At 63.8% G+C, this 25312-nt stretch carries 26 protein-coding genes; 7 read left to right on the top strand and 19 right to left on the bottom strand.

Features of this window, described 5'->3' with window-relative positions; genetic code table 11:
* Positions 1-54: 54 nt before the first annotated feature.
* Positions 55-972: an oxygen-dependent coproporphyrinogen oxidase gene (gene hemF / locus BLR77_RS10375; protein WP_074677934.1), complete on the bottom strand. Its 918-nt coding sequence runs from the start codon at positions 970-972 to the stop codon at positions 55-57.
* A 146-nt stretch (positions 973-1118) separates the two neighbouring features.
* Between hemF and BLR77_RS10370 the strand changes: the two genes are divergently transcribed.
* A complete protein-coding gene (locus tag BLR77_RS10370) occupies positions 1119-2096 on the top strand; it encodes an NADPH:quinone reductase (protein ID WP_074677410.1) in 978 nt (325 codons plus the stop codon).
* 116 nt (positions 2097-2212) lie between these two features.
* Here the strand turns inward: BLR77_RS10370 and BLR77_RS10365 are convergent, their stop codons facing one another.
* The 3 genes from BLR77_RS10365 to BLR77_RS10355 form a co-directional block, all read right to left on the bottom strand.
* Positions 2213-2770, bottom strand: coding sequence for an L-threonylcarbamoyladenylate synthase type 1 TsaC (locus tag BLR77_RS10365; protein WP_074677408.1), 558 nt, complete (start codon positions 2768-2770; stop codon positions 2213-2215).
* A 76-nt stretch (positions 2771-2846) separates the two neighbouring features.
* A complete protein-coding gene (gene dprA, locus BLR77_RS10360) occupies positions 2847-3962 on the bottom strand; it encodes a DNA-processing protein DprA (RefSeq protein ID WP_074677406.1) in 1116 nt (371 codons plus the stop codon).
* A gap of 81 nt (positions 3963-4043) precedes the next feature.
* Positions 4044-5081 (bottom strand): LysM peptidoglycan-binding domain-containing protein, encoded by a 1038-nt coding sequence (locus BLR77_RS10355; protein ID WP_074677404.1) that lies wholly within the window; start codon positions 5079-5081, stop codon positions 4044-4046.
* A gap of 153 nt (positions 5082-5234) precedes the next feature.
* On the opposite strand from BLR77_RS10355, the gene def reads away from it, so the two are divergent.
* The 5 genes from def (at position 5235) to BLR77_RS10330 (ending at position 9922) form a co-directional block, all read left to right on the top strand.
* Entirely contained in the window at positions 5235-5741 is a 507-nt protein-coding gene (def, locus tag BLR77_RS10350; protein ID WP_013713230.1) for a peptide deformylase, read from the top strand.
* A gap of 52 nt (positions 5742-5793) precedes the next feature.
* On the top strand, positions 5794-6738 hold the full coding sequence (gene fmt, locus BLR77_RS10345) for a methionyl-tRNA formyltransferase (protein WP_074677402.1): 945 nt from the start codon (positions 5794-5796) through the stop codon (positions 6736-6738).
* On the top strand, positions 6735-8048 hold the full coding sequence (rsmB, locus tag BLR77_RS10340) for a 16S rRNA (cytosine(967)-C(5))-methyltransferase RsmB (protein WP_074677400.1): 1314 nt from the start codon (positions 6735-6737) through the stop codon (positions 8046-8048). Before fmt ends, rsmB begins: the two co-directional genes overlap by 4 nt.
* Positions 8049-8059: 11 nt before the next feature.
* On the top strand, positions 8060-9433 hold the full coding sequence (gene trkA, locus BLR77_RS10335) for a Trk system potassium transporter TrkA (protein ID WP_074677398.1): 1374 nt from the start codon (positions 8060-8062) through the stop codon (positions 9431-9433).
* Between the two features lie 174 nt (positions 9434-9607).
* A complete protein-coding gene (locus BLR77_RS10330; protein WP_074677396.1) occupies positions 9608-9922 on the top strand; it encodes a tetratricopeptide repeat protein in 315 nt (104 codons plus the stop codon).
* 118 nt (positions 9923-10040) lie between these two features.
* Here the strand turns inward: BLR77_RS10330 and BLR77_RS10325 are convergent, their stop codons facing one another.
* The 15 genes from BLR77_RS10325 to BLR77_RS10255 form a co-directional block, all read right to left on the bottom strand.
* Positions 10041-11417, bottom strand: a complete 1377-nt coding sequence (locus BLR77_RS10325; RefSeq protein WP_074677394.1) for an aspartate aminotransferase family protein — start codon at positions 11415-11417, stop codon at positions 10041-10043.
* A gap of 20 nt (positions 11418-11437) precedes the next feature.
* Positions 11438-12901 (bottom strand): NAD-dependent succinate-semialdehyde dehydrogenase, encoded by a 1464-nt coding sequence (locus BLR77_RS10320; protein WP_074677392.1) that lies wholly within the window; start codon positions 12899-12901, stop codon positions 11438-11440.
* Between the two features lie 213 nt (positions 12902-13114).
* Complete coding sequence (locus tag BLR77_RS10315) at positions 13115-13765, bottom strand: 7-cyano-7-deazaguanine/7-aminomethyl-7-deazaguanine transporter (RefSeq protein WP_074677390.1); 651 nt, start codon at positions 13763-13765, stop codon at positions 13115-13117.
* Positions 13766-13955: 190 nt separating this feature from the next.
* Entirely contained in the window at positions 13956-15035 is a 1080-nt protein-coding gene (sctU, locus tag BLR77_RS10310; protein ID WP_074677388.1) for a type III secretion system export apparatus subunit SctU, read from the bottom strand.
* Complete coding sequence (gene sctT / locus BLR77_RS10305) at positions 15032-15832, bottom strand: type III secretion system export apparatus subunit SctT (protein ID WP_074677386.1); 801 nt, start codon at positions 15830-15832, stop codon at positions 15032-15034. The genes sctU and sctT overlap by 4 nt, the downstream gene beginning before the upstream one ends.
* Positions 15833-16096, bottom strand: a complete 264-nt coding sequence (sctS, locus tag BLR77_RS10300) for a type III secretion system export apparatus subunit SctS (RefSeq protein ID WP_074677384.1) — start codon at positions 16094-16096, stop codon at positions 15833-15835.
* 7 nt (positions 16097-16103) lie between these two features.
* Entirely contained in the window at positions 16104-16757 is a 654-nt protein-coding gene (gene sctR / locus BLR77_RS10295; protein WP_074677382.1) for a type III secretion system export apparatus subunit SctR, read from the bottom strand.
* A complete protein-coding gene (locus BLR77_RS10290; RefSeq protein WP_074677380.1) occupies positions 16754-17155 on the bottom strand; it encodes a FliM/FliN family flagellar motor switch protein in 402 nt (133 codons plus the stop codon). Before BLR77_RS10290 ends, sctR begins: the two co-directional genes overlap by 4 nt.
* Entirely contained in the window at positions 17145-17861 is a 717-nt protein-coding gene (locus BLR77_RS10285) for a type III secretion protein (RefSeq protein WP_074677378.1), read from the bottom strand. The genes BLR77_RS10290 and BLR77_RS10285 overlap by 11 nt, the downstream gene beginning before the upstream one ends.
* Positions 17858-18394: a type III secretion system HrpP C-terminal domain-containing protein gene (locus tag BLR77_RS10280; RefSeq protein WP_074677376.1), complete on the bottom strand. Its 537-nt coding sequence runs from the start codon at positions 18392-18394 to the stop codon at positions 17858-17860. The genes BLR77_RS10285 and BLR77_RS10280 overlap by 4 nt, the downstream gene beginning before the upstream one ends.
* Positions 18384-18830, bottom strand: a complete 447-nt coding sequence (locus tag BLR77_RS10275; protein WP_074677374.1) for a type III secretion protein — start codon at positions 18828-18830, stop codon at positions 18384-18386. Before BLR77_RS10275 ends, BLR77_RS10280 begins: the two co-directional genes overlap by 11 nt.
* Before the next feature lie 2 nt (positions 18831-18832).
* Entirely contained in the window at positions 18833-20170 is a 1338-nt protein-coding gene (locus tag BLR77_RS10270) for a FliI/YscN family ATPase (protein ID WP_139202954.1), read from the bottom strand.
* A gap of 17 nt (positions 20171-20187) precedes the next feature.
* Positions 20188-21105, bottom strand: a complete 918-nt coding sequence (locus BLR77_RS10265; protein WP_074677370.1) for an FHA domain-containing protein — start codon at positions 21103-21105, stop codon at positions 20188-20190.
* Positions 21106-21121: 16 nt separating this feature from the next.
* The gene (gene sctV / locus BLR77_RS10260) at positions 21122-23206 is read right to left on the bottom strand and encodes a type III secretion system export apparatus subunit SctV (protein ID WP_074677368.1); all 2085 of its coding nucleotides are present in this window, start codon (positions 23204-23206) and stop codon (positions 21122-21124) included.
* Positions 23206-24363 carry a TyeA family type III secretion system gatekeeper subunit gene (locus BLR77_RS10255; protein ID WP_074677366.1) on the bottom strand — a complete coding sequence of 386 codons (1158 nt, stop codon included), beginning with the start codon at positions 24361-24363 and terminating at the stop codon, positions 23206-23208. Before BLR77_RS10255 ends, sctV begins: the two co-directional genes overlap by 1 nt.
* 251 nt (positions 24364-24614) lie before the next feature.
* Between BLR77_RS10255 and BLR77_RS10250 the strand changes: the two genes are divergently transcribed.
* Positions 24615-25148 carry an RNA polymerase sigma factor gene (locus tag BLR77_RS10250; protein ID WP_074677364.1) on the top strand — a complete coding sequence of 178 codons (534 nt, stop codon included), beginning with the start codon at positions 24615-24617 and terminating at the stop codon, positions 25146-25148.
* Positions 25149-25312 lie beyond the last annotated feature (164 nt).

Below are 25312 nucleotides of genomic sequence, written 5' to 3'. Positions count from 1 at the left end.
GATGCAATCCCGGGCGGCCTGTAAACTGCCTCGGACTGCATCCGGGCTACAGGATCACGACGCCTTCGAGAGCCAATCGCGATCGGTGAGGAAGTACTCGGTGAGGCGCGCTTCCTCGCTGCCCGGCTCGGGCTTCCAGTCGTAGCCCCAACGCACATGCGGCGGCAGCGACATGAGGATCGACTCGGTACGCCCACCCGACTGCAGGCCGAACAGGGTGCCGCGGTCGAACACCAGATTGAACTCCACGTAACGGCCGCGGCGGAAGGCCTGGAATTCGCGCTCGCGCTCACCAAAGGGGGTGAGCTTGCGGCGCTGGACGATGGGCAGGTAGGCCTGGATATAGGCATCGCCGATGGCGCGCATGAAAGCGAAGCTGGTGTCGAAATCCCATTCGTTGAGGTCATCGAAGAACAGCCCGCCGATGCCGCGCGGCTCGCCGCGATGCTTGAGGTGGAAGTAGCGGTCGCACCAGGCCTTGAACTTCGGATAGACCTCGGCGCCGAACGGCGCACAGGCGTCATGTGCGACCTGGTGCCAGTGCACGCAGTCTTCTTCATTGGCGTAGTAGGGCGTGAGGTCGAAACCGCCGCCGAACCACCACACCGGCGCCTCGCCTTCCTTCTCGGCGCTGAAGAAGCGCACATTGGCGTGCGAGGTCGGCACATAGGGGTTTTCCGGGTGGATCACCAGCGACACGCCGAGAGCCTGGAAGCCGCGTCCAGCCAGCTCGGGACGATGGGCGCTGGCCGAGGGAGGCAGGCTGTCGCCGAACACGTGGGAGAAATTCACCCCGCCTTTCTCGATCAGCGCGCCGTTCTCGATCACCCGCGTGCGACCGCCACCACCGGCCGGACGCTGCCAGGCGTCCTCGGCGAACACGGCCTGGCCGTCTTCGGCTTGCAGGGCGGAGCAGATGCGATCTTGCAGGTCGAGCAGGTAGGCCTTCACGGCCTCGGTACGGTCAGTCACGGCGGCACCTTGAACAGAGAGCAGGTCGGAATCGGCGGGCAGCATAGCATTCAGCCGGGCACATCCGCAGTTGACGTCGGTCAATCGGGACGATTGGATAGACCCTTTCGCCGCTTGCAGCGGCTTGAGCAGACAAGGAATCCGAGATGGCCAAGCGTATCGAGTTCAGCCAGCACGGCGGCAGCGACGTGCTGCAGTACCGTGACTACCAGCCGGCAGCACCAGGCCCGCGCGAGGTGCGCGTGGCCAACCGGGCCATCGGCCTGAACTTCATCGACACCTATTTCCGCGGCGGTCTGTACCAGCCACCCGCGCTGCCTTCGAGCCTGGGCACCGAAGGGGCTGGCGTGGTCGAGGCAGTGGGTAGCGAGGTCGCAGGCTTCGCCGTGGGTGATCGCGTCGCCTACGCCACCGGCCCGCTCGGCGCCTACAGCGAGCTGCACGTGCTACCCGCCGACAAGCTGGTGAAACTGCCGGACAGCATCAGCTTCGAACAGGCTGCTGCAGTGATGCTCAAGGGGCTGACGGTGCAGTACCTGTTGCGCCAGACCTATGAGCTCAAGGGCGGCGAAACCATTCTGTTCCATGCCGCGGCCGGCGGTGTCGGCTCCTTCGCCTGCCAGTGGGCCAAGGCGCTGGGTGTCAAGCTGATCGGCACCGTCAGCTCGGCCGAGAAAGCAGCGCGGGCCAAGGAGCAGGGCGCCTGGGCTACCATCGACTACAGCGTTGAAAATGTCGTGCAGCGCGTGCTGGAGCTGACCGACGGCGCCAAGTGCCCGGTGGTCTATGACGGCGTCGGCAAGGACACCTGGGAAACCTCACTGGACTGCGTGGCACCGCGCGGCCTGCTGGTCAGCTTCGGCAACGCCTCCGGGGCCGTGACCGGCGTCAACCTGGGCATCCTCGCGCAGAAGGGCTCGCTGTATGTCACCCGTCCGACCCTGGCCGGCTACGCCACCAGCGCGCAGCGCCTGCAGGCCATGGCCGACGAGCTGTTCGGCATGATCGCCAGCGGCAAGCTGCAGGTGGAAATCAGCAATCGCTACGCGCTGAAGGACGCCGCCGCCGCGCAGGATGCGCTGAGCTCACGGCAAACCACCGGCTCGACCATTTTGATGCCTTAAGAGCCCGTAGCCTGGATGAAATCCGGGGTCAGTCCCACTCCCGGATTGCATCCGGGCTACGCCCTCCCACAGCCGCCACGATCGTGGGAGGGGCTTTAGCCGCGAGCATTGGCCAGTCAGGACGGGCGAATCACATCGCCCGTACGCAGATCGCGGATCAGGCTGGGATTCTTGCGTCCACCCAGGGCGCCGCCGAGCACCTTGTCCAGTTCGCCCGGGAAGTACTGCTCGACGCGCAGGCGCGAACGCGCTGAAGGGCGCCCCGCCGGGTTGGCCGAGGTAGAGATCAGCGGGCCGGTGTAGCGGCACAGCGCACGTACCAGGGGATGGTCGCTGACGCGCAGGGCAACGGTGTCGTGCTCGCCAGTGACCCACTCGGGCAGACGATTCTGGTGCGGCACCAGCCAGGTGTTGGGGCCTGGCCAGCTGCCGGCCAGGCGCTCCTGCCAGACCTCTGGCAGATCATCGAGCAGGAAGTCGAACTGTTCGATGTCGTCGGCCACCACGATCAGCCCCTTGTGCATCGGCCGCTCCTTGAGCGCCAAAAGACGATCCACCGCCGCTTCGTTCCAGGGATCGCAGCCCAGCCCCCAGACCGCCTCGGTCGGATAGGCGATCACGCCCCCCTCACGCACCACTCGCGCCGTTTGCTGTATCTGCCAGTTGCTGGCCATCGCCTGTCTCCCACTGAATCGATGGGCGGCAGTCTATCCAAGCCAATCGCGACCTGCCACGGGCCTTAACAGACTGTTAACGGCTGCGCGCCAGCCAACGACCTGCCTCGTTGCACACCAGGCCATCGAGTTCCAGCTCGGTCAAAGCCGCCAGCACCTGCGACAGCGGCCAGCCGCTGGCCTGCACCAGCGCCTCGGTGCTGTGCGGCGCGGCATGCAGCAAGTCCAATAATGGGTGCTCGACGCTAGCCAGCGGCGCCGATACGGGTTCGATGGCTTGCGCCTGCCAGCCACGCAGGGCTTCGAGGATATGCTCGATGCTTTCGACCAGGTTGGCGCCATCGCGAATCAGCTGATGGCAGCCACGCGCTCCGGGATGGTGGATGGAGCCAGGAATGGCATACACCTCGCGCCCCTGCTCGGCGGCCAGGCGCGCGGTGATCAGCGAGCCACTCGAGGGACTGGCCTCGACCACCAGCACGCCGAGCGAAAGGCCGCTGATGATCCTGTTACGTCTCGGGAAATTACTCGCCTGCGGCGGACAGTCCAGCGGCAGCTCGGAGACCAGCGCACCGCCTTGCTCAACGATCTGCGCCGCCAGCCCCGCATGCCGTCGCGGATACAGGCACTGCAAACCGGTGCCCAGCACGGCCACCGTTTTGCCGCCCCCTTCCAGTGCCCCCTGATGCGCAGCACCATCGATCCCCAACGCCAGACCACTGGTGATGACGAAACCACCGGCGGCCAGGCTGCGGGCAAAGGCTCGCGCGTTATCCAGACCAGGCTGCGAAGCCCGCCGACTGCCGACCATGGCCAGTTGCGGCGACTCCAGCACACGCGGCTCGCCCGCCACGAACAACAGCGGCGGCGCATCCGCAAGCTCGCCGAGCAGAGCCGGATAGGCTGGATCGTCCCACATCACCACATGCTGATCAGGCTCATCCAGCCAGTGCAGGGCAGCGGCAGCTCGCTCGCGGATCTGCGCACTGCGGCGGGGCTCGGCGCAGGCAGCCGGCAGCCCCAACGCACGCCAGGCACTGGCCGGCGCACTGAGCGCCGCCGAAGCGCTATCAAAAGCGCTCAGGAGTTTGCGAAAGCGTCGCGGCCCCAACTCTGGCAACAGATGCAGACGCAAGCGGGCTTCGAGCTCGGCTGGAGAAACAGCGGGGGAAAGCGAGGAGGATGCAGGCATGGCGACTCTTCCCTGATGAGTTGCGCCGCCATCCTGGCGGCCTGAAAGCACGAGCCCCGCTATTGCGGGGCTCGTTGGGCATTACGGGTTGCGGACCTTGTCCATCACCGAGAGTTGGCGGCTGGCCTGCAATACCAGGCCATAGCTGAGCTTGTCATAGGTGCGGAACACCATCAGCAGGCCGGAGCGCTCATCCGGGATCTTCACGCTCTCGCCGGTAACGCGGTCACGTACGGTCTCGCCGGTCTTGAACACCGCCAGCACGTTGCCGATTTCCAGGCCGTCACGCAGCCCCTTGTTCAGGGTGACAACGTCGAACTGGCCGATCTGGCTCACACCGCGCGGCACATCAAGGATCAGGCCGTCGATGTCGGTTATCGGCTCGCTGGGCATGAAGGTGGAGTTGATCGCACGCTCCTCGGTGGGGAACAGGCGATCTCCCAGGCGCACTTCCTGCGTCGAGCGCTTCAGCACCAGCGTACCGACATCACCCTCTTCGGCGACGATCTCGCCAGAACCGACGTCGTCGGCGTTGATGCCTAGGAATTCCTTGGTTTCCGGGTCCACGTAGGTCTTGCCCTGACGGAAGATGCCGTAAATCGGATGCTCTTCGTCGAACTGGCCACGGGCGTAGACACGATCACCGGCACCACTGATCACGCGCTCGGCGTTGCCAGCGACGATATACGGCTTGCCGTTGAACTCTTCCGGCGTGTCGACGATGCGGTTGCTCAGCAGGAAGCTGTTGATCGCCTCCAGCGGGATGGTCGGGATCGCCTCGGCCATCGGCGTGCTACGCACTTGCGGCGACAGCTTGATGGTGCCGCGCGACTCGCCGCGGTTGAGCATCAGGCGTGGCTGACCGTCAACGTAAACCAGATTGAGGGTATCACCGGGGTAGATCAGGTGCGGGTTAGCCACCTGTGGGTTAGCGTGCCAGATCTCCGGCCATTTCCACGGCTGGCGCAGGAATTTGCCGGAAATGTCCCAGAGAGTATCGCCCCTGACCACAGTGTAGCGGTCCGGGTGACCGTCCTTGAGTTGCACTTCGGCCTGAGCCAAGCTGGTCAGGGCCAGTCCGCCAGCTGCAAAGAGCAGGGCGAGTAGTGATTTCCTCATACGGTGAATCCCTTTATTATGTGCCTTCACGTGAAGCGCCCTAGCGCCGCGTGCCAAACCCGCTGAATACGCGGCGTGAAGCCGTTTTTCAATGCTGTTCATCATCTTAGCAGCGGATTTTGACTTTATTCCACAAGTGCATCACAAACGCATATGGCGATCCTGAATATCCTTGAATTTCCTGATCCACGCCTGCGTACCATCGCCAAACCGGTGGACGTCGTGGACGACTCCATCCGTCAACTGGTCGACGACATGTTCGAGACCATGTATGACGCTCCGGGTATCGGCCTGGCCGCGACGCAGGTCAACGTGCACAAGCGCGTGGTGGTGATGGATCTGTCCGAGGACAAGTCCGAGCCACGGGTGTTCATCAACCCCGAGTTCGAGTCACTGACCGACGAGATGGACCAATACCAGGAGGGCTGCCTGTCGGTGCCCGGCTTCTACGAGAACGTCGACCGCCCGCAGAAGGTCAAGATCAAGGCGCTGGATCGCGATGGCCAGCCCTACGAGCTGATCGCCGAAGGCCTGCTCGCCGTGTGCATTCAGCACGAGTGCGATCACCTCAACGGCAAGCTGTTCGTCGACTACCTGTCCAATCTCAAGCGCGACCGCATCAAGAAGAAGCTGGAAAAACAGCATCGTCAACGCGCCTGACGCCCCATCCAGAAGGCTTGCTACGGCAAGCCTTTTCTTTTAGCGAGCTTCCATGCCTGATTCACTGCGTATCGTCTTTGCCGGCACCCCGGAATTTGCTGCCGAGCACCTCAAGGCCCTGCTGGCCAGCCAGCATGAAATCGTCGCGGTCTACACCCAGCCGGATCGCCCGGCCGGTCGTGGCCAGAAGCTCGCGCCCAGCCCGGTCAAGCAGCTCGCCGTCGAGCACGGCATCCCGGTCTACCAGCCAGCCAGCCTGCGCCATGAAGAGGCCCAGGCCGAGCTGGCCGCACTGCAGCCGGACCTGATGGTGGTGGTCGCCTACGGTCTGATCCTGCCGCAAGTGGTGCTCGACACGCCGCGCCTGGGCTGCATCAACAGCCACGCCTCCCTGCTGCCGCGCTGGCGCGGCGCCGCGCCGATCCAACGTGCGGTGCAGGCCGGCGATGCCGAGAGTGGCGTCACCGTGATGCAGATGGAGGCCGGCCTGGACACCGGACCGATGCTGCTCAAGGTCAGCACGCCGATCTCGGCAGAAGACACCGGCGGCAGCCTGCATGACCGCCTCGCCCAGCTCGGCCCGCAGGCGGTGCTGCAGGCCATCGACGGCCTGGCGGCGGGCACGCTCAAAGGTGAAGTGCAGGACGATACCCTGGCCAACTACGCACACAAGCTGAACAAGGACGAGGCGCGGCTCGACTTCAGCCGACCGGCCGTCGAACTGGAGCGCCTGGTGCGCGCCTTCCATCCCTGGCCGATCTGCCACACCACGCTGAACGACGATGCCTTGAAAGTGCATGCCGCCGAGATCGGTGAGGGCAAGGGTGCACCAGGCACCATTCTCGCCGCCGACAAGCACGGCCTGACCGTGGCCTGCGGCGAGGGCGCACTGCGCCTAACTCGTCTGCAGCTACCCGGCGGCAAGCCGCTGGCCTTCGCTGATCTGTACAACAGCCGTCGCGAGCAGTTCGCCCCCGGTCTGGTGCTCGGTCAATGAACCCGCGCCTGGCCGCCGCCCGCGCCCTGACCGCCGTGTTGTCCAGCAAGGCCTCGCTGGGCAGCAGCCTGCCGCCACAGCTGGACAAGGTCGAGCACCATGACCGCGCCCTGGCGCAGGACCTGGCCTTCGGCGCCGCACGCTGGCAGCCGCGCTTGCAACTGCTGGCCGAGAAACTGCTGGAGAAGCCCTTCAAGGCCGCAGACAAAGACGTCGAGGCGCTGCTGCTGATTGGCCTCTATCAGCTGCTGCACAGTCGCATCCCGGCGCACGCCGCCATCGGCGAGACGGTCGGCTGCGCAGGCTCCCTGAAAAAACCCTGGGCCAAGGGCCTGCTCAATGCCGTGCTGCGCCGCGCCCAGCGTGAGCATGAAGCGCTTTTCGCCGAGCTGGATCGTGACCCGGTACTGCACAGCGCCCACCCGCGCTGGCTGCAGAAGGCGCTCAAGGCACACTGGCCTGAGCACTGGCAGGCCATCTGCGCCGCCAACAACGCGCATCCGCCGCTGATCCTGCGGGTCAATCGCCGCCACGGCAGCCGCGACGCCTACCTCGAAGAACTACGCAGCGCCGGCTTTGCCGCCGAACCCTGCACCTTCAGCCGCGACGGCGTGCGCCTGCTGCAGCCCTGCGACGTAACCACCTTGCCCGGCTTCAAGGAAGGCCGCGTCAGCGTGCAGGACGAGGCTGCGCAACTGGCCGCCGATCTGCTCGAGCTGGCGCCTGGCCAACGCGTGCTGGACGCCTGCGCCGCGCCGGGCGGCAAGACCTGCCACCTGCTCGAAGTCGAGCCGGGACTCAGTGAAGTGGTCGCCGTGGATCTGGAAGCCAAGCGCCTGGCGCGCGTGCGCGAGAACCTCGAGCGTCTGCACCTCGACGCCACGCTGATCGCCGCCGACGGCCGCGACACACAAGCCTGGTGGGACGGCCAGCCGTTCCAGCGCATCCTGCTCGATGCGCCCTGCTCGGCCACGGGTGTGATCCGCCGTCACCCGGATATCAAGCTGACCCGCCAGCCCGAAGACATTCCCGCCCTGGCGCAGCTGCAAGGCGAACTGCTCGATGCGCTGTGGCCAACCCTGGCGCCGGGCGGCATCCTGCTCTACGCCACCTGCTCGGTGCTGCCGACGGAAAACAGCGAGACCATCGCCGCCTTCCTGGCCCGCACCGCCGATGCCCAGGAAGTCGCCATCATCGGCGACTTCGGCCTGCAACCGACGCACGGTCGCCAGCTGCTGCCGCAGCTGGACGGCCACGACGGCTTCTACTATGCCAAGCTGATAAAGACCGCTGTGACCAGCCACAGCTAACGGAGCGATCAGTGAAAATAATCATTCTCGGCGCCGGCCAAGTGGGCGGCACCCTGGCCGAACACCTTGCCAGCGAGGCCAACGACATCACCGTGGTCGACACCGATGGCGACCGCCTGCGTGATCTGGGCGATCGCCTGGACATCCGCACCGTACAGGGCAAGGGCTCCTTCCCCACCGTGCTGCGCCAGGCCGGCGCTGACGATGCCGACATGCTGGTGGCAGTGACCAACAGCGATGAAGTCAACATGATGGCCTGTCAGGTGGCCTACACCCTGTTCCACACGCCGACCAAGATCGCCCGCGTGCGCGAGGCGGCCTACCTGACCCGCGAGGCGCTGTTCGATAACGAGGCGATACCGGTCGACGTGCTGATCAGCCCCGAACAGGTAGTGACCAACTACATCAAACGCCTGATCGAATACCCCGGCGCCCTGCAGGTGATCGATTTCGCCGAAGGCAAGGCGCAGCTGGTGGCGGTCAAGGCCTACTATGGCGGCCCGCTGGTGGGCCAGCAACTGCGCCAGCTGCGTCAGCACATGCCCAACGTCGACACGCGCGTCGCTGCGATCTTCCGCCGCAACCGGCCGATCATGCCGCAAGGCGACACGGTGATCGAGGCCGATGACGAAGTGTTCTTCATCGCCGCCAAGGCGCACATCCGCGCGGTGATGAGCGAGATGCGCCGCCTGGAAGACAGCTACAAGCGCGTGGTGATCGCCGGTGGCGGCAATATCGGCGAGCGCCTGGCCGAGGCCATCGAGAGTCGCTACCAGGTGAAGATCATCGAGATGAACCCGGCGCGTTGTCGCTATCTGTCGGAGAGCCTCGACAGCACCATCGTCCTGCAGGGCAGCGCTTCGGATCGCGACCTGCTGGTGGAAGAGAACATCAACGACGCCGACATCTTCCTCGCCCTGACCAACGACGACGAGGCCAACATCATGTCCTCGCTGCTGGCCAAGCGCCTCGGCGCGCGCAAGGTGATGACCATCATCAACAATCCGGCCTACGTAGACCTGGTGCAGGGCGGCGAAATCGACATCGCCATCAGCCCGCAGCTGGCCACCATCGGCACCCTGCTGACCCACGTGCGTCGCGGTGATATCGAAAGCGTGCACAGCCTGCGTCGTGGCGCAGCGGAAGCGCTGGAAGTGATCGCCCATGGCGATGCCAAGTCGAGCAAGGTGATCGGCCGCGCCATCGAAGACATCGCCCTGCCGCCCAGCACCACCATCGGCGCCATCATCCGCGACGAACAAGTGCTGATCGCCCACGACGACACGGTGATCGAATCTGGCGACCACGTGATCCTGTTCCTGGTCGACAAGAAGTACATCCGCGACGTAGAGCGGCTGTTCCAGGCCGGATTGACGTTCTTCTGAGTCCCTTATCGCATCCGACTACGACTGACCCTCTTCTAAAAATTTCAAAGTCTCGCGAGCTAGAGCAATGCAAGGCAAAAACAGGCGAGGACGCGGAGTGTACGAGCAGTACATGAGCAGTCCGAGCCTGTTTTTAACGCAGCAGTGCCGACGCGCAGCAGACTGGGAGCCGAGATGAGCACCGAGGCACTGGAAAAGATGTTGGCCAAGGGCATGGACAATGCCCTGCTGCGCTTCGGCCTGGGCAAGGCCCATCTCGATGTCGGCAACGCCGCGCAGGCCGCCGAACACCTGCAACGCTGCGTCGGGTTCGACCCGAGCTACTCCGCCGCCTGGAAGCTGCTGGGCAAGGCGCTGCAGACCGATGGCGACCACGACGGCGCCCGCCAGGCCTGGCAGCAGGGCCTCAAAGCCGCCCAGGCCAAGGGTGACAAGCAGGCCGAGAAGGAAATGAGCGTGTTTCTGCGCAAACTGGACAAGCAGCGCTGATCGACTCGGTGCGCACGGCGCACCCTACGGTTCGCAACGGTGTTGTAGGGTGCGCCGTGCGCACCGAATTGGCGAAGGGCTTCGACTTTCACGCTGAAGCCCATTGCAGCGGTTCGCCTCAAAGCACCTCGCTCGCCACCGCATCCACCGCCGCCTTGGCAATCCCCACTACCTCGTCCGCCTCGGCGCGGGTCAGCACCAGCGGCGGGGCGAAGCCGAGGATGTCGCCGTGTGGCATGGCGCGGGCGATCATGCCGCGCTCCAGGCAGGCGGCAGAAACCCGCGGGCCGACCTTGAGTGATGCCTCGAAGGGCGTGCGCGCGTCCTTGTCGGCCATGAACTCCAGCGCGGCAAGCATGCCGACGCCGCGTACCTCGCCCACCAGCGGGTGGCCTTCGAAAGTCTGGCGCAGTTGCTGGTTGAGGTAGGCACCGACATCGGCGGCGTTGGCGGCGATGTTTTCCTTCTCCAGGATATCCAGATTGGCCAGCGCGGCGGCGGCGCAGATCGGGTGGCCTGAGTAGGTCCAACCATGGCCCATGGCTCCGTCACGGCTGGAGGCCTCATCGATCACGTTCCACACCTTCTCGCCGACGATCACTGCCGACAGTGGCGCGTAGGCGCTGGTCAGGCCCTTGGCGGTGGTGATCAGGTCCGGCTGCATGCCGAACATCTGGCTGCCCATCGGCGTGCCCAGACGACCGAAGGCGCAGACCACTTCGTCGGCGATCAGCAGGATGTCGTACTTGGCCAGCACGGCCTGGATCGCCTCCCAGTAACCGCTGGGCGGCACGATGATGCCGCCGGTGCCCATCACCGGCTCGCCGATGAAAGCCGCCACGGTGTCCGGGCCTTCGGCCAGGATCAGGCGCTCCAGATCCTCGGCGCAATGACGCACGAAGGCCGCTTCGTCCATGCCGGCCGGCGCCTTGTAGAAGTGCGGGCAGGCGGCGTGCTTGATGTCCGCGTGAGGCAGGTCGAAGTGCTGGTGGAAACTGGCCAGGCCGGTGAGGCTGCCGGTCATGATGCCCGAGCCGTGATAGCCGCGTTGGCGGGAGATTATTTTCTTCTTCGCCGGGCGGCCGAGCACGTTGTTGTAGTACCGCACGAGCTTGATCTGGGTCTCGTTGGCGTCGGAGCCGGACAGACCGTAATAGACCTTCTTCATGCCCTTGGGCGCCCAGTCGATGATACGCGCCGACAGTTCGATGATCGCCTCGGTCGAGTGACCGACATAGGTGTGGTAGTAGGCCAGTTCCTTGGCCTGCTTGTAGATGGCCTCGGCCACCTCGGTGCGGCCGTAGCCGATGTTCACGCAGTACAGCCCAGCGAAGGCGTCGAGCAGCTCGCGGCCTTCGTGATCGCGAATACGGATACCCGAGGCACCGGTGATGATGCGGCCCTTGAGCGTGCCGCTGGCGTGATCGTGGGCGTGGGTGGACGGGTGCATGAAGTGGGCACGGTCCTGGGCGAACAGCTCGTCGTAGTGGCTCATGGAAAATCCTCCGGATTGGCTCAGTAACGCTGGCCCTGATGATGAATGCAGAAGTACTTGGTTTCGACGAAGGGCTCGAAGCCTTCCGTGCCGCCCTCACGGCCGAGGCCGGAGGCTTTCATGCCACCGAAGGGGATCGGGTGGCCAGTGAACTTGGTGCCGTTGACCGCGACCATGGCGTGGTCGAGGCGGCGAATCAGCGGGTGGACGACATCCACGCGGTTTGAACAAATGTAGGCGGCCAGGCCGTACTCGGTGTCGTTGGCCATGGCCACGGCCTCATCCAGGGTATCGAAGGCGCGTACCCCGGCGATGGGGGCGAAGTTCTCTTCGCGGTAGATGCGCATGCTGTCGGTGACATCGGCCAGCAGCGTCGGCTGCCAGAACCAGCCGCCCAGCGCATGCGGCTCGCCGCCTGCCAGCAGGCGCGCGCCCTGCTCGATGGCATCGGCGACCCGGGCGGCGGTGGCGTCCAGCGCAGCCTGGTGCATCAGCGGGCCAATCTGGTTGCGCGCGTCATGGCCAGGGCCGACGCGCAGGTCACGCACGGCCTTGGCGAAGCGCCGGAGGAATTCCTCATACACCGGGCGCTGCACCAGGATGCGGTTGGCCGCGCAGCAGTCCTGGCCGGAGGTCTGGAACTTGGCGTCCAGCGCCACCTGCACGGCGTGGTCAAGATCAGCATCGGCGCAGACGATCAGCGGCGCGTTGCCGCCCAGCTCCAGCGCCACCTTCTTCACATCCTCGGCGGCAACCTGCAGCACCAGCTTGCCGACACGAGTCGAGCCGGTGAAGCTCACCGAGCGCACCCGCGCATCCTTGACCAGGGTCTGCATGGCCATCTGCGGCTCGCCCAGCACCACGTTGAACACGCCGGCCGGCAAGCCGGCTTCCTCGGCCAGTTGCGCCAGGGCAAAAGCGGAGTAGGGCGTCTCGTGCGCCGGTTTGACCACCACGGTGCAACCAGCGGCCAGGGCGGCGGCGGCCTTGCGGGTGATCATCGCGCTGGGAAAGTTCCAGGGCGTGAGCAGGGCGCAGACCCCAACCGGCTCCTTCAGCGTACCGAGCTGAGCCCCGGGGATATGACTGGGAATGGTCTGGCCGTAGAGCCGGCGCGCCTCTTCGGCGAACCAGGGAATGAAGCTGGCGGCGTAGCGAATCTCGCCACGGGCCTCGGCCAACGGCTTGCCCTGTTCCTGGCTGAGAATGCGCGCCAGGTCTTCCTGATGCTGCAGGATCAGCTCGGCCCAACGCCGCAGCAACGTGGCGCGAGCGTCCAGGCTCTGCTCGCGCCAGTCGGCGAAGGCGCGCTGGGCGGCGTCCACCGCGGCGATGATCTGCTGCTCACCGAGCATCGGCACATGGCCGATCACACTCTGGTCGGCGGGGTTGTGCACGGCAATGCTGGCACCGTCGTCACTGTGCAGCCAGTGGCCGTCGACATAGCACAGCGACTTGAACAGCAGGGGATGATCGAGGGGCATGGCGATGTCTCCGGGCCGATGGGCATGGGAGACATGCTAGGGAAGGGTGGCTTGGCGTTTTTTCCAAGCCGGGCAGGCGTGACAGCAGTTTTTTCTGAAGGTGATCGGCGAACAGGCGTTTTTTCTGCCCTTGTCCGAAACCGCCGTGCTCCTTTTGTAGGGTGCGCCGTGCGCACCGCCGTCCCCGGATTGCATCCGGGCTAGGGTTTCAGCTCAGGCGGTAGCGGTACGCTGCGGCAGGGCGCGTACGATAGCGCTGAGCAGCATGCCGTACAGCGGCACGAAGAGGATCAGGCTGATGGCCAGCTTGATCACGTAGTCCACCGTGGCGATCTCCACCCAGTTGGCCGCCATGAACGGATCGTCGCTGCGCCAGAAGGCCACCGAGAAGAACAGGAAGGTGTCGAGCAGGTTGCCGAAGACGGTCGAGGCGGTGGGGGCGATCCACCACTGGCGCATCCTGCGCAGGCGGTCGAACACCTGGATATCCAGCAACTGGCCGAAGGCGTAGGCGAGGAAGCTGGCCACGGCGATACGGAAGACGAACAGATTGAATTCGCTCAGCGCCATCAGGCCGCCGAAAGCGCCTTCATGGAACAGCACCGACACCACGTACGAGGCGACCAGCGCCGGCAGCATGACGCGGGCGATCACCACGCGCGCGGCGTGTTTGCCGATCAGGCGCACGGTCAGGTCGGTGGCCAGGAAGATGAACGGGAAGCTGAACGCACCCCAGGTGGTATGCCAGCCGAACAGGGTGATCGGCAGCTGCACCAGGTAGTTGCTGGCGATGATGATGAGGATATGGAAGGCGATCAGGCCGGCCAGCACGGGCCGACTGACCGACGCAGGAATCAGGGTCATGTCGATGTCCTTTTTCATGAAGTGGGGTGAGGGAACCCACTGCCGCAGCCGACATGGCCGCGAGCGGCGCGCATTCTAGCGCGTTGTTGACCCGCAGGATAGGTTTCGCCAGAACGCTTGCAAGCCGCGCCCTGCAATCGAGAGGCTGCGAGCACAGGCATGACCGAGTTCAGCCTCGATGAGGTCGCGCTCAGAGCCCGGACTCAGCCTGGATGATTTCGTCGGTCACCTCGTCCAGCTGTTTCACCAGTTGATAGATGTGAGCGACAGCCTCCAGGGTCGGACGGGGGATATGACGCCCCGCATTGACCTTGTACAGGGTACGGGCGAGCCAGACACTCTGCACCACTGGAATCCTGGCCTTCCTGGCGCGTGCGATCAGGGCCAGCGCGTCGTCGTCCTCGCCCTTGCAGTGAATCATCGGCAAGGGTGTCTTGCCCGGACGATAGTACAGGGCCACGGCATAGTGGGTCGGGTTGACCACCAGCATATCGGCCTCTTCCACAGGCTTTGCCGCAGCCGAGGGCGGCTGATTGAGCAGTTCGTGCGCCAGTTGGCGGCGCTGCCCCTTCACCATCGGGTCGCCCTCCGACTGCTTGTACTCCTTCTTCACGTCGTCCTTGCTCATGCGCAGTTTCTTGGCATGGAAGTATTTTTGCAGGCCGAAGTCCACTGCAGCCAGCACCAGCAGCAAACCCAGGGTGCAGCGCAGGATGTAGCGAAACACCTCCATCAACGATTGCCAGTAGGTGTCCAGGTCCGAGTTGGCCAGCAGGATCAACGTACCCAACTCCGGCCAGAGCAGAAGGTAAAGCGTGATCCCGATGACGGCAGCCTTGAGGATGCTCATCAGCAAGTTGGTCAGGTTCTGCGCAGAGAACATCTGCTTGAACTGGGGAAACGGATTGAGCTTGTTGAAATCGATCTTCAACGCCTTGGGCGCGAAGAGAAACCCGAACTGAGCCCAGCCCCCGGCCAGGCGCATCACCATGGCGACACCGACACTGAAGACCAGGAAGCCGAGCAACACGGTCACGGCCTCTTCGACCAGTTGCCCGACAATCCGCAGAAACGGCTGCCCGGTCGCATTGATGGCAAGAGCCATCAGGTGCTGCAGGCGTTGTACGCTCTCCGTGGCCAGGCTCAAGGTGATTTCGCTGACCACCAGCAGGATCAACAATTTGCTGACGTCCTGGCTCTGCGCAATCTGGCCCTTTTCCCGCGCATCGCGCAGTTGTTTGGGCGTCGCCTTCTCGGTTTTTTCGCTCATGGCACAGGCACCTGGGCAATATCGCCCAGCAACAGCTTGAGCAGCTGAAACTGCTGAACCTCCCCACCACCCAGTTCGAGAAGCGTGGGCAGATAGATCAGCAGGAAAGCCAGCCCGGCAATGCTCTTGGCCGGCATGGCCAGGATGAATACGTTCAGTTGTTGCGCATACAGGCTGATGATCGCCATGGCCGCCTCGATCAGTAGCAGCAGGGCAATGAAGGGCGCGGCATACAGCAGCATGTGTTGCAGCGTGCGGCTGAGTTGCGAGAGCAGCACGCCCAGGCCGTCCTCGTTCAGGATCGGCAGCCAGACCGTGGGCGGCCAGATCAGGTAGCTGTCCCAGATCACCTGGGTAATCAGCGGCAACCCGCCGAACAGAATGACCAGCATGACCAGCACTTCCTGCAGCAGCTCGCCCATCGGCGTCACGTCCGGGCCGAGCGCCGGGTTGAGCTGTCCACCACTGAGAGCGCCACGCTGACTGTCGAGCAAAGCGCCGACCGAGGCGAACATCCAGAACGGCATGTGCAACAACACACCGAGCAGCGCACCGAGCATGACCTCCTTGATCAGCAGCCCCATGACCACGCCGAAACTGGCCCCCTCACTGGCCAGGGCCTCGCCGATCGAAGGTGCCGGGATCATCGCCACGGCGACCACCACGCCATAACGCAGAATGCCTTTGAGGTGTTTGAAACAGAACGCAGGCACCAGCAGCATGCAGGGCAGCAGCCGGGCCACGCCAAGACCTAGCCCCAGCATCAGCTCGAAAGCGGCCTGAGCATCCAATGGCATCTAATTGCCCCCTGAGCGGGCAATCAGGTCGAACGCCATATGGGTGAACTGAATCAATTCCAGGCCGATCCAGCGGCCGGTCATCGCCAGGGTCAGGCCGACGGCAGCCAGTTTCAAACCGAAGGGCAACGTCTGATCCTGCATCTGCATCAGCGCCTGCACCAGCGACGTCGTCACCCCGACCAGCACCGCCACGGCCAATGGCGGTGCAGTCAGGATCACCACCAGGAACATGCCTTGCTTGAACAGTGCCAACGCCTCCATGGCGACCTCACATGTAGGAGTAGAAGAGGCTGTTGAGCAGCCGTGTCCAGCCGTCCACCAGCACGAACAGCAACAGCTTCAGCGGCAGCGATATGGTCATCGGCGACACCATCTGCATCCCCAGCGCCAGCAGCAGGTTGGAAATGATCAGGTCGATCACGATGAACGGGATGTAGATGAGAAAGCCGATCTGGAACGCAGCCTGCAGCTCGGACAGCACGAACGCCGGAATCGCCAGCAGCAGGTCGCTTTTGCTGGCCTTCTCGGACATTTCCTTGGGCCACATACGCTGGGTGTTTTCCAGAAGATGCGTGGCGATGTCCGGGTTGGTGTTACGCACCATGAAGTCCTGTAACGGCTCCACAACCGTGCCGGCACTGGCCTGGAGAGTGTCCGAAGACGACAGGTCCAGAGGGTTGTCACTGAGTCGGTTCTGGATCTCGTAGGCCACCGGCGCCATCACGAACATGGTCGCTGCCAGGGCGATACCGTAGATCGCCATGTTCGGCGGAACCTGCTGCACGCCAATGGCGTTGCGGGTGATCATCAGCGTCATGGCGATCTTGAGAAATGCCGTGCAGACGATGAGCAGGAAGGGAATCAACGACAGGGCGCCAAGGAACAGCGCCAGCATGATGGGGTTCATTCCGTCCAGAATCATGACAGCGTCGCCAGCCGGGTGATCTGCAGACCTAGGCGCCCATCGACATCCACCAACTCGCCTTCGCCCACCACATATTCGCCATGGCACAGGCTGGCGCGGCCAGGGGCGACACCATGAATCTCGAGTACGCTGCCACTGCCTAGCTGTCGCAGTTGATCGACGCTCAAGGTCAACTGGCCACAGCGCAAGGTAAGCTGCAGCGGCAAGTGCGCGATAGCGCCAAGCGCCTCCATCTGCTGGGGCTCGACGGCACTCGCTTGCTCGTCCTGCGGCGCAAACGCCTGACCTTCGGGGAGCACTTCGACAAATTGTTCATCGCCCGCCTCAGGCAGCGCATCAGCGTCCATTTCCGCCGTCTCCTGCAAGGTTTCCTGGGATAGATCTTCAGTGCTCATGCTGGCCGCCTTCCTCGTGACTCAGATGCAAGAACAGTTTTTCGCCACGACTGCTCACCTGGGCCGCCCAATAGCGGCTGGCCAACTCCAGATGACCACTGCCGGCGCAGGTGAAACTCGCCTGGGTCGGTAGCACGATGTCGCCAGGCTGCAGTGAGGCCAACTGCTCGGCGCTAAGCTCCAGCCGCCCCAGTTGCAGAGGAACCTGCAACACCAAAGCCTCGTGCAGCGCTGTCCTGATGCGTTGCCATTCAGGTGCCTGCAACCAGTTCAGCCAGGTCTCCGGCGGTGCGGCGAGTTGAGCCTGCACCCGTTCATCACCCAGGCGAACATGCAGCCGGGCATGCAGCAGCGCGCCCGCTGGAGCATCCCTGTCAACAGGGCAGATCACCCCCAAGGCCCCCGCAACCCCCTGGCTGAGGCGCTGACTGACCAGTTGCCAGTACCAGGGCTGGTCATCGCCTTCGAACGCAACCGGCAGCTCACCCAGCAGACTCAACACCGCCCCAGCGTCACTCAGGCACAACGGCCCGACACTCGTATGCAGCCAGGTTTCGACCATCGACGGGGCACCAGGCAGCATGGGCAGCAGTTTCAGCTCGCCGTCATGACCACGGGCCTGGAAGTTGAGTGTGACGCCGGCGCCCAGAGCACGTGAGGCCTGGGCCAGTGCGGTAGGGATCGGGCCCAGGGCCAGAGGCTTCATACGCTCGCCTCTTCACGCATCCACAGGCGCACAGGCAGGCCAAGCGCCTCGCTCAACGCGCTTGCACAGCTGTGTTCCTGCGCGCGCAGGCGTTCCAGCACATCCTGCCGCTCGAAGCCCAGCTCCACTTCCAATTGCTGGTCGCGCTTGCCTGCGCGCACCTGCACCCGACCCAGGTTCGGCATCAACAGGGTGATGCTGATCGGGCCACTCGGCAGGCTGGGTAGGCGCTGCGTCAGCTCATCGACCAGTTCTCCTGCCATGCCATCGGGCCGAGCCTGAAACGACGCCACGCCGCTACCGCCAAAACCGGACTGATCACCACCTTGATGGACGGGCTGAAGCAACTGGGCGAACAGCTGCCCATCGGCCAGGGTGGGCGCTGCGCTGTTCGACCAACTCGACAGGCTCGACTCGAAATCACCACGCCGCGACCAACCCGTCTCCTTGAGTGCAGCCGGGTTGCCCTGGGGCGCTGCACCCTGCTGCGGGGTTTGCGCCTGCTGCGGGCGGGCTGCGTGTTCAGTTTTCATCGTTGATCGCCTCCGCCAGGCAGGACAGTTTTTCCACCGCACGCTGAGCCGCCTTGGCTTGAGCCTGCATGACCTGCAGTTGTTGTTGCTGCTGCTCGATCACCATGCCCTGCTGGTGAATGTCCTGACGCATGTGCGCCAGGCGATCGAGCATCGCCCGCTCCTGGTTGTGCCAGAGCTCGACCTCATCCAGGGTCATGCAACGATCCACGTGCTGCTGCGCCAGGGCCTCGCGACGTGCCAGTTGCGCCTGGCGCTCGCTGCCCAGCCGTTCACGGGTTTCGGCCAGGCGTTCACGGCTGCTGGCAAGCGTCTGCTGCATCTGCCGCTGCTGCCGCTCGGCACTCGCCTGGCGGTGCTGGCGCAGGGGCTTGAGCACTTGAATGGCCTGCTCGAGGGCCATACGCTGCGGGTCGGCTGCCAGCTCGTCTTCCATGCTCACTCCGGGAGCGCTGCGGTCAATTGCATCAGGGCCTCAAGGGTCACCGGCAACGGCGAAGGCTCGCGCAGGTCCTGACGCAGGAAGGCGTTGATCGGCTCATGCAGCTGTACGGCGCAATCCGTCACCGGGTCAGTGCCTGGCTGGTACTCGCCAAGACGCAACAGCATCTCCACCTGTCGATAGGCCGCCATCAGACGACGTAGCCGGTTGTTGGCGCGCTGATGCTCGCGGGGGGCCACATTGCTGAGTACACGGCTGATGCTGGCCGGCACGTCGATGGCCGGGTAGTGGCCTTTCTCGGCCAACTTGCGCGACATCACGATGTGCCCATCGAGCAACGAACGCACCTCGTCGGCCACCGGGTCGTTCATCGAGTCCTGCTCGATGAGCACGGTGTACAGCGCCGTGATCGAGCCGCTCTCGCTCATTCCGGCACGTTCGACCAGTTGCGGCAGCAGGGTGTAGACCGAGGGCGGCAAGCCGCCACGCCCAAGCGGCTCGCCGGCGGCAATACCGATTTCACGCTGGGCGCGGGCGAAACGGGTCAGTGAGTCGATCAACAGCAATACCTTCAGGCCTCTGGCTCTGTATGCCTCGGCGATGGCCGTGGCGGTAAAGGCTGCGCGAGCCCGCTCCATACTGGAGCGATCGGACGTCGCGCAGACCAGCACCGAGCGTTTGCGCAGGGTGTCGTCCAGTTCGTGGTCGAGGAACTCACGCAGTTCCCTGCCACGTTCGCCAATCAGGCCGAACACGATCACATCGCAGGCCATATTGCGGGCCAGTTCCGCCATCAGCGTGGTCTTGCCGCAGCCGGCCCCGGCGAACAGGCCCACGCGTTGGCCTTCGCCCAGCAACATCGCGCTATCGATCGAACGAATACCGGTCGGCAAGGCAGTGGTGATACGCGGACGCTGCGTCGGTGGCAGCGCATCGGCGATCACCGGCAGCGTATGCCGTGCATCATGAGGGCCGGCGAAAGCCCCCTGCACCTGGCCCAGCAACGGCCGGCCGAAACCATCCAGGACGCTGCCAAGCAGGCTGTCATCGACACCGATACGGTGGGCAATGCCCAAAGGGCGGATGGCCGCCCCGACCTGGATACCGTCCGGCGTGCCCAGCGCGCTGAGCAGCGTGCAGTCAGGGGTGAAGCCGACTATCTCGGCCAGCATCTTGCTGCCATCGGCCTTGCTCACTTCACACAGCTCGCCCACCTGAGCGGCTGGTACCTGGCACTCCAGCAGGATGCCGCTGACGGCGCTCACCCGACCGCTGACCTGCACCGCCGACAGTGTGCCCAGGCGTGCAGCCTGCAAACGTACCCACGCCTGCAACTCGCTGGCAGGAGCATTCACCAGGCCACCTCATGACGGCGGACACCATCGAACAGGATGCGCTCGTTATCGATACGTACCAGGCGCAGGCCGTCCAGCTTGTCGCCGACATGCAAGCGCCGGCCATCCTCCATCACCAGATGCCCACGCGGGCCGGCGATGATCTGCACGATCACGAATGGCAGCCCTGCGGCGCCGCTTGAAACCTGGTCCTGCAACACGAAGTCCGTTTCATAGTCCTTCTCGAAACGCTGCAGCATGCGTTCGTAGACCAACATGCCTTCGCCCTGCAGCGAGCCCATGAGCGCTATTCCTTGCGCATTCGGCTCGACCGAGACGGCCGTCAGCAGGCGTTCGCTCAGCATCTGCTTGAGCACGCGCACAGCCTCGTCCTCCTGCAAGAGGGTGCGGCCATCGCTGACCACGGCAGGCTCGCTCGTCGGCACCGCCGCAGGCCCCGAAGCACCGGAGCCAACCGGCCAACTCAGGCTCCAGGCACTGCCCATGACGCCCAGCAAGACGCCAAGCGCTATGCCGGTGCCACGATTGAGCAAACGCACACGGCCTCGTTCCCCAACCTCCGCAGAGGCCTTGCCGTCGCCGTCTTCGCCGGGATGGCCGACGAGTACCGGCAAGGTTGGCCAGGGTGACTCGGCGGCGGCCAGGTACACCCAGACGGAGCCGAGCACGAGTGGGCAATCAAGCAGTACTTCCATCGAGGCGTGGGAGTGTCCCTCGCCATCGAGCACGGTCCCTTCCTCGGCCAGCAACTGCCAGGTGTCGCCCGCCCGCTGCAAGCGGCAGTGAAGGGTTTCCACCCCTGGATCGTGCAACGCCAGATCACGACTCTCCTCGGCACCGATGAGCCATTGCTCACCGACCAGTGGCAGTGCGGCGCCCTTGTGCAGGCCGGTCAATACCCTCAGTTCGTACATCGTGCTCACCTCTGCATCAAGCGGCGTAGTCATTGTCCAGCGCCACCGACTCTTCCAGGTCGAAGCGACCCATTACCTTGACCCGAGCGGCGCTGCTGATTTCCGCAAAGGACAGCACGGGCACGTGGTGGAATTCCTCCTGCAGCAGCGTGCGTAGCGGGCTGCGCAGATCCTGCGGCACCAGTAGCACCGCCTGCTCCGGCGCCCGCATCGGAAAGGCCATGTGCAGCTGTTGCAGCAGTAGCTGGCTGGTTTCATGGTTCAGGGCGAAGAAGGTCTCGGTCTGGGTCTGACGCAAGCCGTCACGCAGGATGCCTTCGCTTTCCGGGGTCAGCAGCCACACCAGCAAGCCCTCCACACTCGAGTACTGGTGGTAGATCTGCGACTTGAGGGCAATGCGCACGTAGTCGGTCAGCACCGTCACATCTCGTTCGTGCTGGGCATGCTCGATCAGGGTCTCCGCGATCAGACGAACAGAGCGCAGCGGCACGCATTCGGCGGCCAGACGCTGGAGAATCGCGGAAAACCTGGCCAAGGGCAGGACCCGCTGCATCTCCTGGGCAAGCTCGGGCTGCTCCGATTCCAGCCAGCCGAGAATCGCCTTGGTTTCCTGTAAGCCGATGAACTGCGGCCCGCAGGCCTGCATGGCACGCTCCATACGCTCGACGATCAGCGTCGCGGCGCTGACGATCTCCAACTCGCCGTTCTGCAGCATGGGATCATCGGCCGGCATCCATACCCAGTCCTCTTCCTGACGCTCGTTGGAACCGCAGACCGCCCCCTGCGGCAGACTCCGTGCAGGTACGGCCAGCTGGCTTTGCGTCAGCGTGGCCTTGAACAGAGGCACCTCGTAGACCGAGAAACGGAATTCGTCCTGGGGCAGGAGCGGCGATTGCTCGATGATGAACGAGGGCAACGTAAGGCCGTACTGCACCACCAACCTGTTGCGCCGCTGGCGAATCTCGCTGAGCAGGGCCGCGACCTGATGGGCATCCTGGCTGGGATGAAACTGCAGCACGAACTGACGACTTGGCGAGAAGGTACGCAGATCCTCCTGACCGTTCATCTCCGGTGGAATGACTTCGGGATCCTCCTCCAACGCACTGGAGGTGCGCGCACGTTGCAACTGCAACAAGCCGCCGCAACCACAGATGATGGCGATGATGATGAAGGTCAGGGTGGGCATGCCCGGCAATGCGGCGAAACCGAGCATGGCGACCGAGGCGATGATCCAGGCCTTGGGCTGACTGGTCAGCTGCTCGGCGATCTCACGGCCGATGTTGGTCTGCTGCTTCTGCTCGTTGGGCACCCGGGTGATGACGATACCGGCGGTGACAGAAATCATCAGCGCCGGGATCTGCGAAACCAGGCCATCGCCAATGGTGAGGATGGTGTAAACCTGCAAGGCATCGCCTGCGCTCATCCCCATTTGCGCCACGCCGATGGCCATACCGCCGATCATGTTGATGGCGATGATGATCAAGCTGGCGATCGCATCGCCGTTGACGAATTTCATCGCCCCATCCATGGCGCCGAACAGCTGGCTTTCCTTGTTCAATTCGGCCCGGCGGTTACGCGCCTCGGTCACCGAAATGAGGTTGGCGCGCAGATCGCTGTCGATGGACATCTGCTTGCCTGGCATGGCGTCCAGGGTAAAACGCGCCCCGACCTCCGCCACCCGCTCCGAGCCCTTGGTGATGACGAGGAAGTTGACGATGGTCAGGATCAGGAATATCACCACGCCGACTGCCAGGTTGCCACCCACGACGAACTCGCCGAATGCCTCGACGATATGTCCGGCGTCCTGCTCGAGCAGGATCAGACGCGTGGTGGAAATCGACAGGGCCAGGCGAAACATGGTGGTCAGCAGCAGCACGGCCGGGAACGTCGAGAACGCCAGGGGCCGGGGCAGATGCATGGCCAGCATGATCATCAGGCACGAAATGCAGATATTGATCGCGATCAGCACATCCATCAGCGCCGAGGGCATCGGCGTGATCATCATGAAGATGATGGCAATGACCACGAAGGCGCCGACGATCTCCGAGCGGCGCATGGCAGCCAGCGCGATAGCGTTCAGAAAATCGATGACCGCTCCCATCAGGCGATGCCCTCCTTGAGGCGCTTCTGCTCTTCACTGGTCAACGCCGCCATCAGCGAGAGCAGATTACCCAGCGCGTTCTGTCGACTCTTGATGTCACGCCACAACATGATTGGCAGCTGATGCAGCATCGGGCGCAGCCCGTTGAGAAAAGCCAGCTGATGCTTGAGTTGCCGACCGCCGATCTGCTGCGTCAACTGCAGGGTTTCATTCAGCGCCATGCCCTTGCCGATCAGCCCCAGCAGGTTCTTGAGAAATGCCGAGGTCTCAACCTGCATGGCGGGATTCTTGTTACGCATGCGGCCTAGCAGGTGTTCACAACCACCGAACAGGGTTGCCACGTACTGCGCCGTACTCACGGCGTACATCATGGTGCGCAGTTTCTGTGGCGATGCGCTGCTGTCGAGTTCCGCCATGTCGCGCGCCACGACCTGACGAACTTCGCGCAGAACGGCCTCGAACCCTTCGCGGCCATCCTTCTGCCCATCGTCCTGGGTGCTATTCAACAGAGCCTCGATCAGCCCGACGACGTTCAACTGTTCGGTCACCGCAACGCTGTAGAGGCTGCGCAGCTTGTCTCGACGCTGAGGGTCCTCGCCTCCGCGCGCCATGGTCCTGGTGTTGTTACCCGTATTGAACAATGGCCGGGGATTGCGCCCATGCTGTTGCCGCAAGAGCTGGAGTTGTTGATTCAGCACCTGCTGTTCATTGAGCGACTTCTCGCCCTTGGCCTGTCGAGCCGCTGCCTGCAACAGGGCATGAGCCTTGGCTGCATCGCCCGCCATGCTGTCGACGATCTGCTTGAGCAACTTGCCCCGTTCCATTCGCAGCAGTTGGCCGTTCTTCAGCGTCTTGCGCAGCGCACGCGCCGACTCCTCCATGCCCCGCTCATGGGTCGCCAGCAGCAGGTGGGCCAACTCATGCTGCTTGCTTGCCTGGGATTGCAGAGCATTGATCTTGGCGAACAGATCGCGACGCCCCAACTCGCGGCTGTTCTGTACCAGAGCGGCGGCAAATCTCGAGGCTTGCTGTGCACTCGTGCCATTGGTGGTGGCAGCACCTGACCGAACCTGCGCAAGCGAAGCGGCAGGGGATGCTGCACGGGCCACAGGCGGTATGTGCAGGATCGAGTTGGCAATGGTGGTAGGTCTGATCATGGCGCACGTCTGGATGGAGTCTCGCGGCTTGAGTGGCACACCGATGATTCCAGTTCCATCCCGCGAAGAGGTCTCTGCGGGGTCATGCAAAAAAATGTTCCGGCTTCTTTCGAGTTATGCAGGAAATTGCCCAAGGTAATAACCAGAGCTCAGGTTTTATTTCTATAAATCAATCAGTTAGACAACAAATCTGAGATGGCACACATGTCGCTATAGCGGTTGCACACTCACCCGTAATAGATGGACTAGCCATGTACGCGAACGCAGCCATTTCTCTCCGCCAACCTTCCGCGATCCGCCAGCTCAACAGCGAACAGTTGAAGATGCTCCGTGCCTTCATCCAGAAACGCGTGATGAACCCGGACGATGCCGACGACATCCTGCAGGGCACCTTCGTCGAAGCACTGCGCAACGAGCACAAGTTCCAGCACGCCAGCAAGCCGCAGACGTGGCTGTGCGGTATTGCCCTGAACCTGATTCGCAACCATTTCCGGCGCCTGTACAACCAGCCTTATCAGGAGGCCTGGGAGGACCAATGGCATTTGGAGAACGAACATACCGACGACGTTGGCCAGCAAGTCGACGGGCACCGGCAACTGGCCCGTGTCGTCAGTGCGATCAGCGACCTGCCAAACAATATGCAAAAGGTGATCGAAGTCAGCCTGGCCATGGACGGTAGCTACCAGGACACCGCGTCCTCACTGGGCGTCCCGATCGGCACGGTGCGCTCACGCCTGTCTCGCGCAAGAGAGCAGTTGAAACGGCAGATCGATCCGTTTGCCTGAGCTCGCTGCCAAGCGGCACAACGCCGGGCGTTGCCGACAACGCACATGCGCCCGGCGGAACTCAATGCGACTCAGAACCACGCAGCATTCATGAACCCTGGGGGTCGCTCTCGGGCGATTCGACTCAATCACGGCTCCGGGATGAGCAACACCGGCATTGCCCG

Origin of the sequence: Ectopseudomonas alcaliphila, assembly GCF_900101755.1 — a bacterium.
GTDB classification, from domain to species: Bacteria; Pseudomonadota; Gammaproteobacteria; order Pseudomonadales; family Pseudomonadaceae; genus Aquipseudomonas; species Aquipseudomonas alcaliphila.
Note: the sequence above shows the minus strand (reverse complement) of the source record. Positions and strands in the feature narration are given on the sequence as shown.

Bases quoted from the DNA above. Each gene is read 5' to 3' on its own strand.
- BLR77_RS10255 (WP_074677366.1), bottom strand. From the start codon at position 24,363: ATGATCAGACCTACCACCATTGCCAACTCGATCCTGCACATACCGCCT.
- BLR77_RS10355 (WP_074677404.1), bottom strand. From the start codon at position 5,081: ATGAGGAAATCACTACTCGCCCTGCTCTTTGCAGCTGGCGGACTGGCC.
- BLR77_RS10325 (WP_074677394.1), bottom strand. From the start codon at position 11,417: ATGAGCCACTACGACGAGCTGTTCGCCCAGGACCGTGCCCACTTCATG.
- BLR77_RS10275 (WP_074677374.1), bottom strand. From the start codon at position 18,830: ATGGAAGACGAGCTGGCAGCCGACCCGCAGCGTATGGCCCTCGAGCAG.
- def (WP_013713230.1), top strand. From the start codon at position 5,235: ATGGCGATCCTGAATATCCTTGAATTTCCTGATCCACGCCTGCGTACC.
- BLR77_RS10280 (WP_074677376.1), bottom strand. From the start codon at position 18,394: ATGAAAACTGAACACGCAGCCCGCCCGCAGCAGGCGCAAACCCCGCAG.
- BLR77_RS10330 (WP_074677396.1), top strand. From the start codon at position 9,608: ATGAGCACCGAGGCACTGGAAAAGATGTTGGCCAAGGGCATGGACAAT.
- BLR77_RS10290 (WP_074677380.1), bottom strand. From the start codon at position 17,155: ATGAGCACTGAAGATCTATCCCAGGAAACCTTGCAGGAGACGGCGGAA.
- BLR77_RS10315 (WP_074677390.1), bottom strand. From the start codon at position 13,765: ATGACCCTGATTCCTGCGTCGGTCAGTCGGCCCGTGCTGGCCGGCCTG.
- dprA (WP_074677406.1), bottom strand. From the start codon at position 3,962: ATGCCTGCATCCTCCTCGCTTTCCCCCGCTGTTTCTCCAGCCGAGCTC.
- sctT (WP_074677386.1), bottom strand. From the start codon at position 15,832: ATGCCATTGGATGCTCAGGCCGCTTTCGAGCTGATGCTGGGGCTAGGT.
- BLR77_RS10285 (WP_074677378.1), bottom strand. From the start codon at position 17,861: ATGAAGCCTCTGGCCCTGGGCCCGATCCCTACCGCACTGGCCCAGGCC.
- sctV (WP_074677368.1), bottom strand. From the start codon at position 23,206: ATGGGAGCGGTCATCGATTTTCTGAACGCTATCGCGCTGGCTGCCATG.
- sctS (WP_074677384.1), bottom strand. From the start codon at position 16,096: ATGGAGGCGTTGGCACTGTTCAAGCAAGGCATGTTCCTGGTGGTGATC.
- BLR77_RS10370 (WP_074677410.1), top strand. From the start codon at position 1,119: ATGGCCAAGCGTATCGAGTTCAGCCAGCACGGCGGCAGCGACGTGCTG.
- sctR (WP_074677382.1), bottom strand. From the start codon at position 16,757: ATGATTCTGGACGGAATGAACCCCATCATGCTGGCGCTGTTCCTTGGC.
- rsmB (WP_074677400.1), top strand. From the start codon at position 6,735: ATGAACCCGCGCCTGGCCGCCGCCCGCGCCCTGACCGCCGTGTTGTCC.
- BLR77_RS10320 (WP_074677392.1), bottom strand. From the start codon at position 12,901: ATGCCCCTCGATCATCCCCTGCTGTTCAAGTCGCTGTGCTATGTCGAC.
- fmt (WP_074677402.1), top strand. From the start codon at position 5,794: ATGCCTGATTCACTGCGTATCGTCTTTGCCGGCACCCCGGAATTTGCT.
- BLR77_RS10250 (WP_074677364.1), top strand. From the start codon at position 24,615: ATGTACGCGAACGCAGCCATTTCTCTCCGCCAACCTTCCGCGATCCGC.
- BLR77_RS10265 (WP_074677370.1), bottom strand. From the start codon at position 21,105: ATGTACGAACTGAGGGTATTGACCGGCCTGCACAAGGGCGCCGCACTG.
- sctU (WP_074677388.1), bottom strand. From the start codon at position 15,035: ATGAGCGAAAAAACCGAGAAGGCGACGCCCAAACAACTGCGCGATGCG.
- BLR77_RS10365 (WP_074677408.1), bottom strand. From the start codon at position 2,770: ATGGCCAGCAACTGGCAGATACAGCAAACGGCGCGAGTGGTGCGTGAG.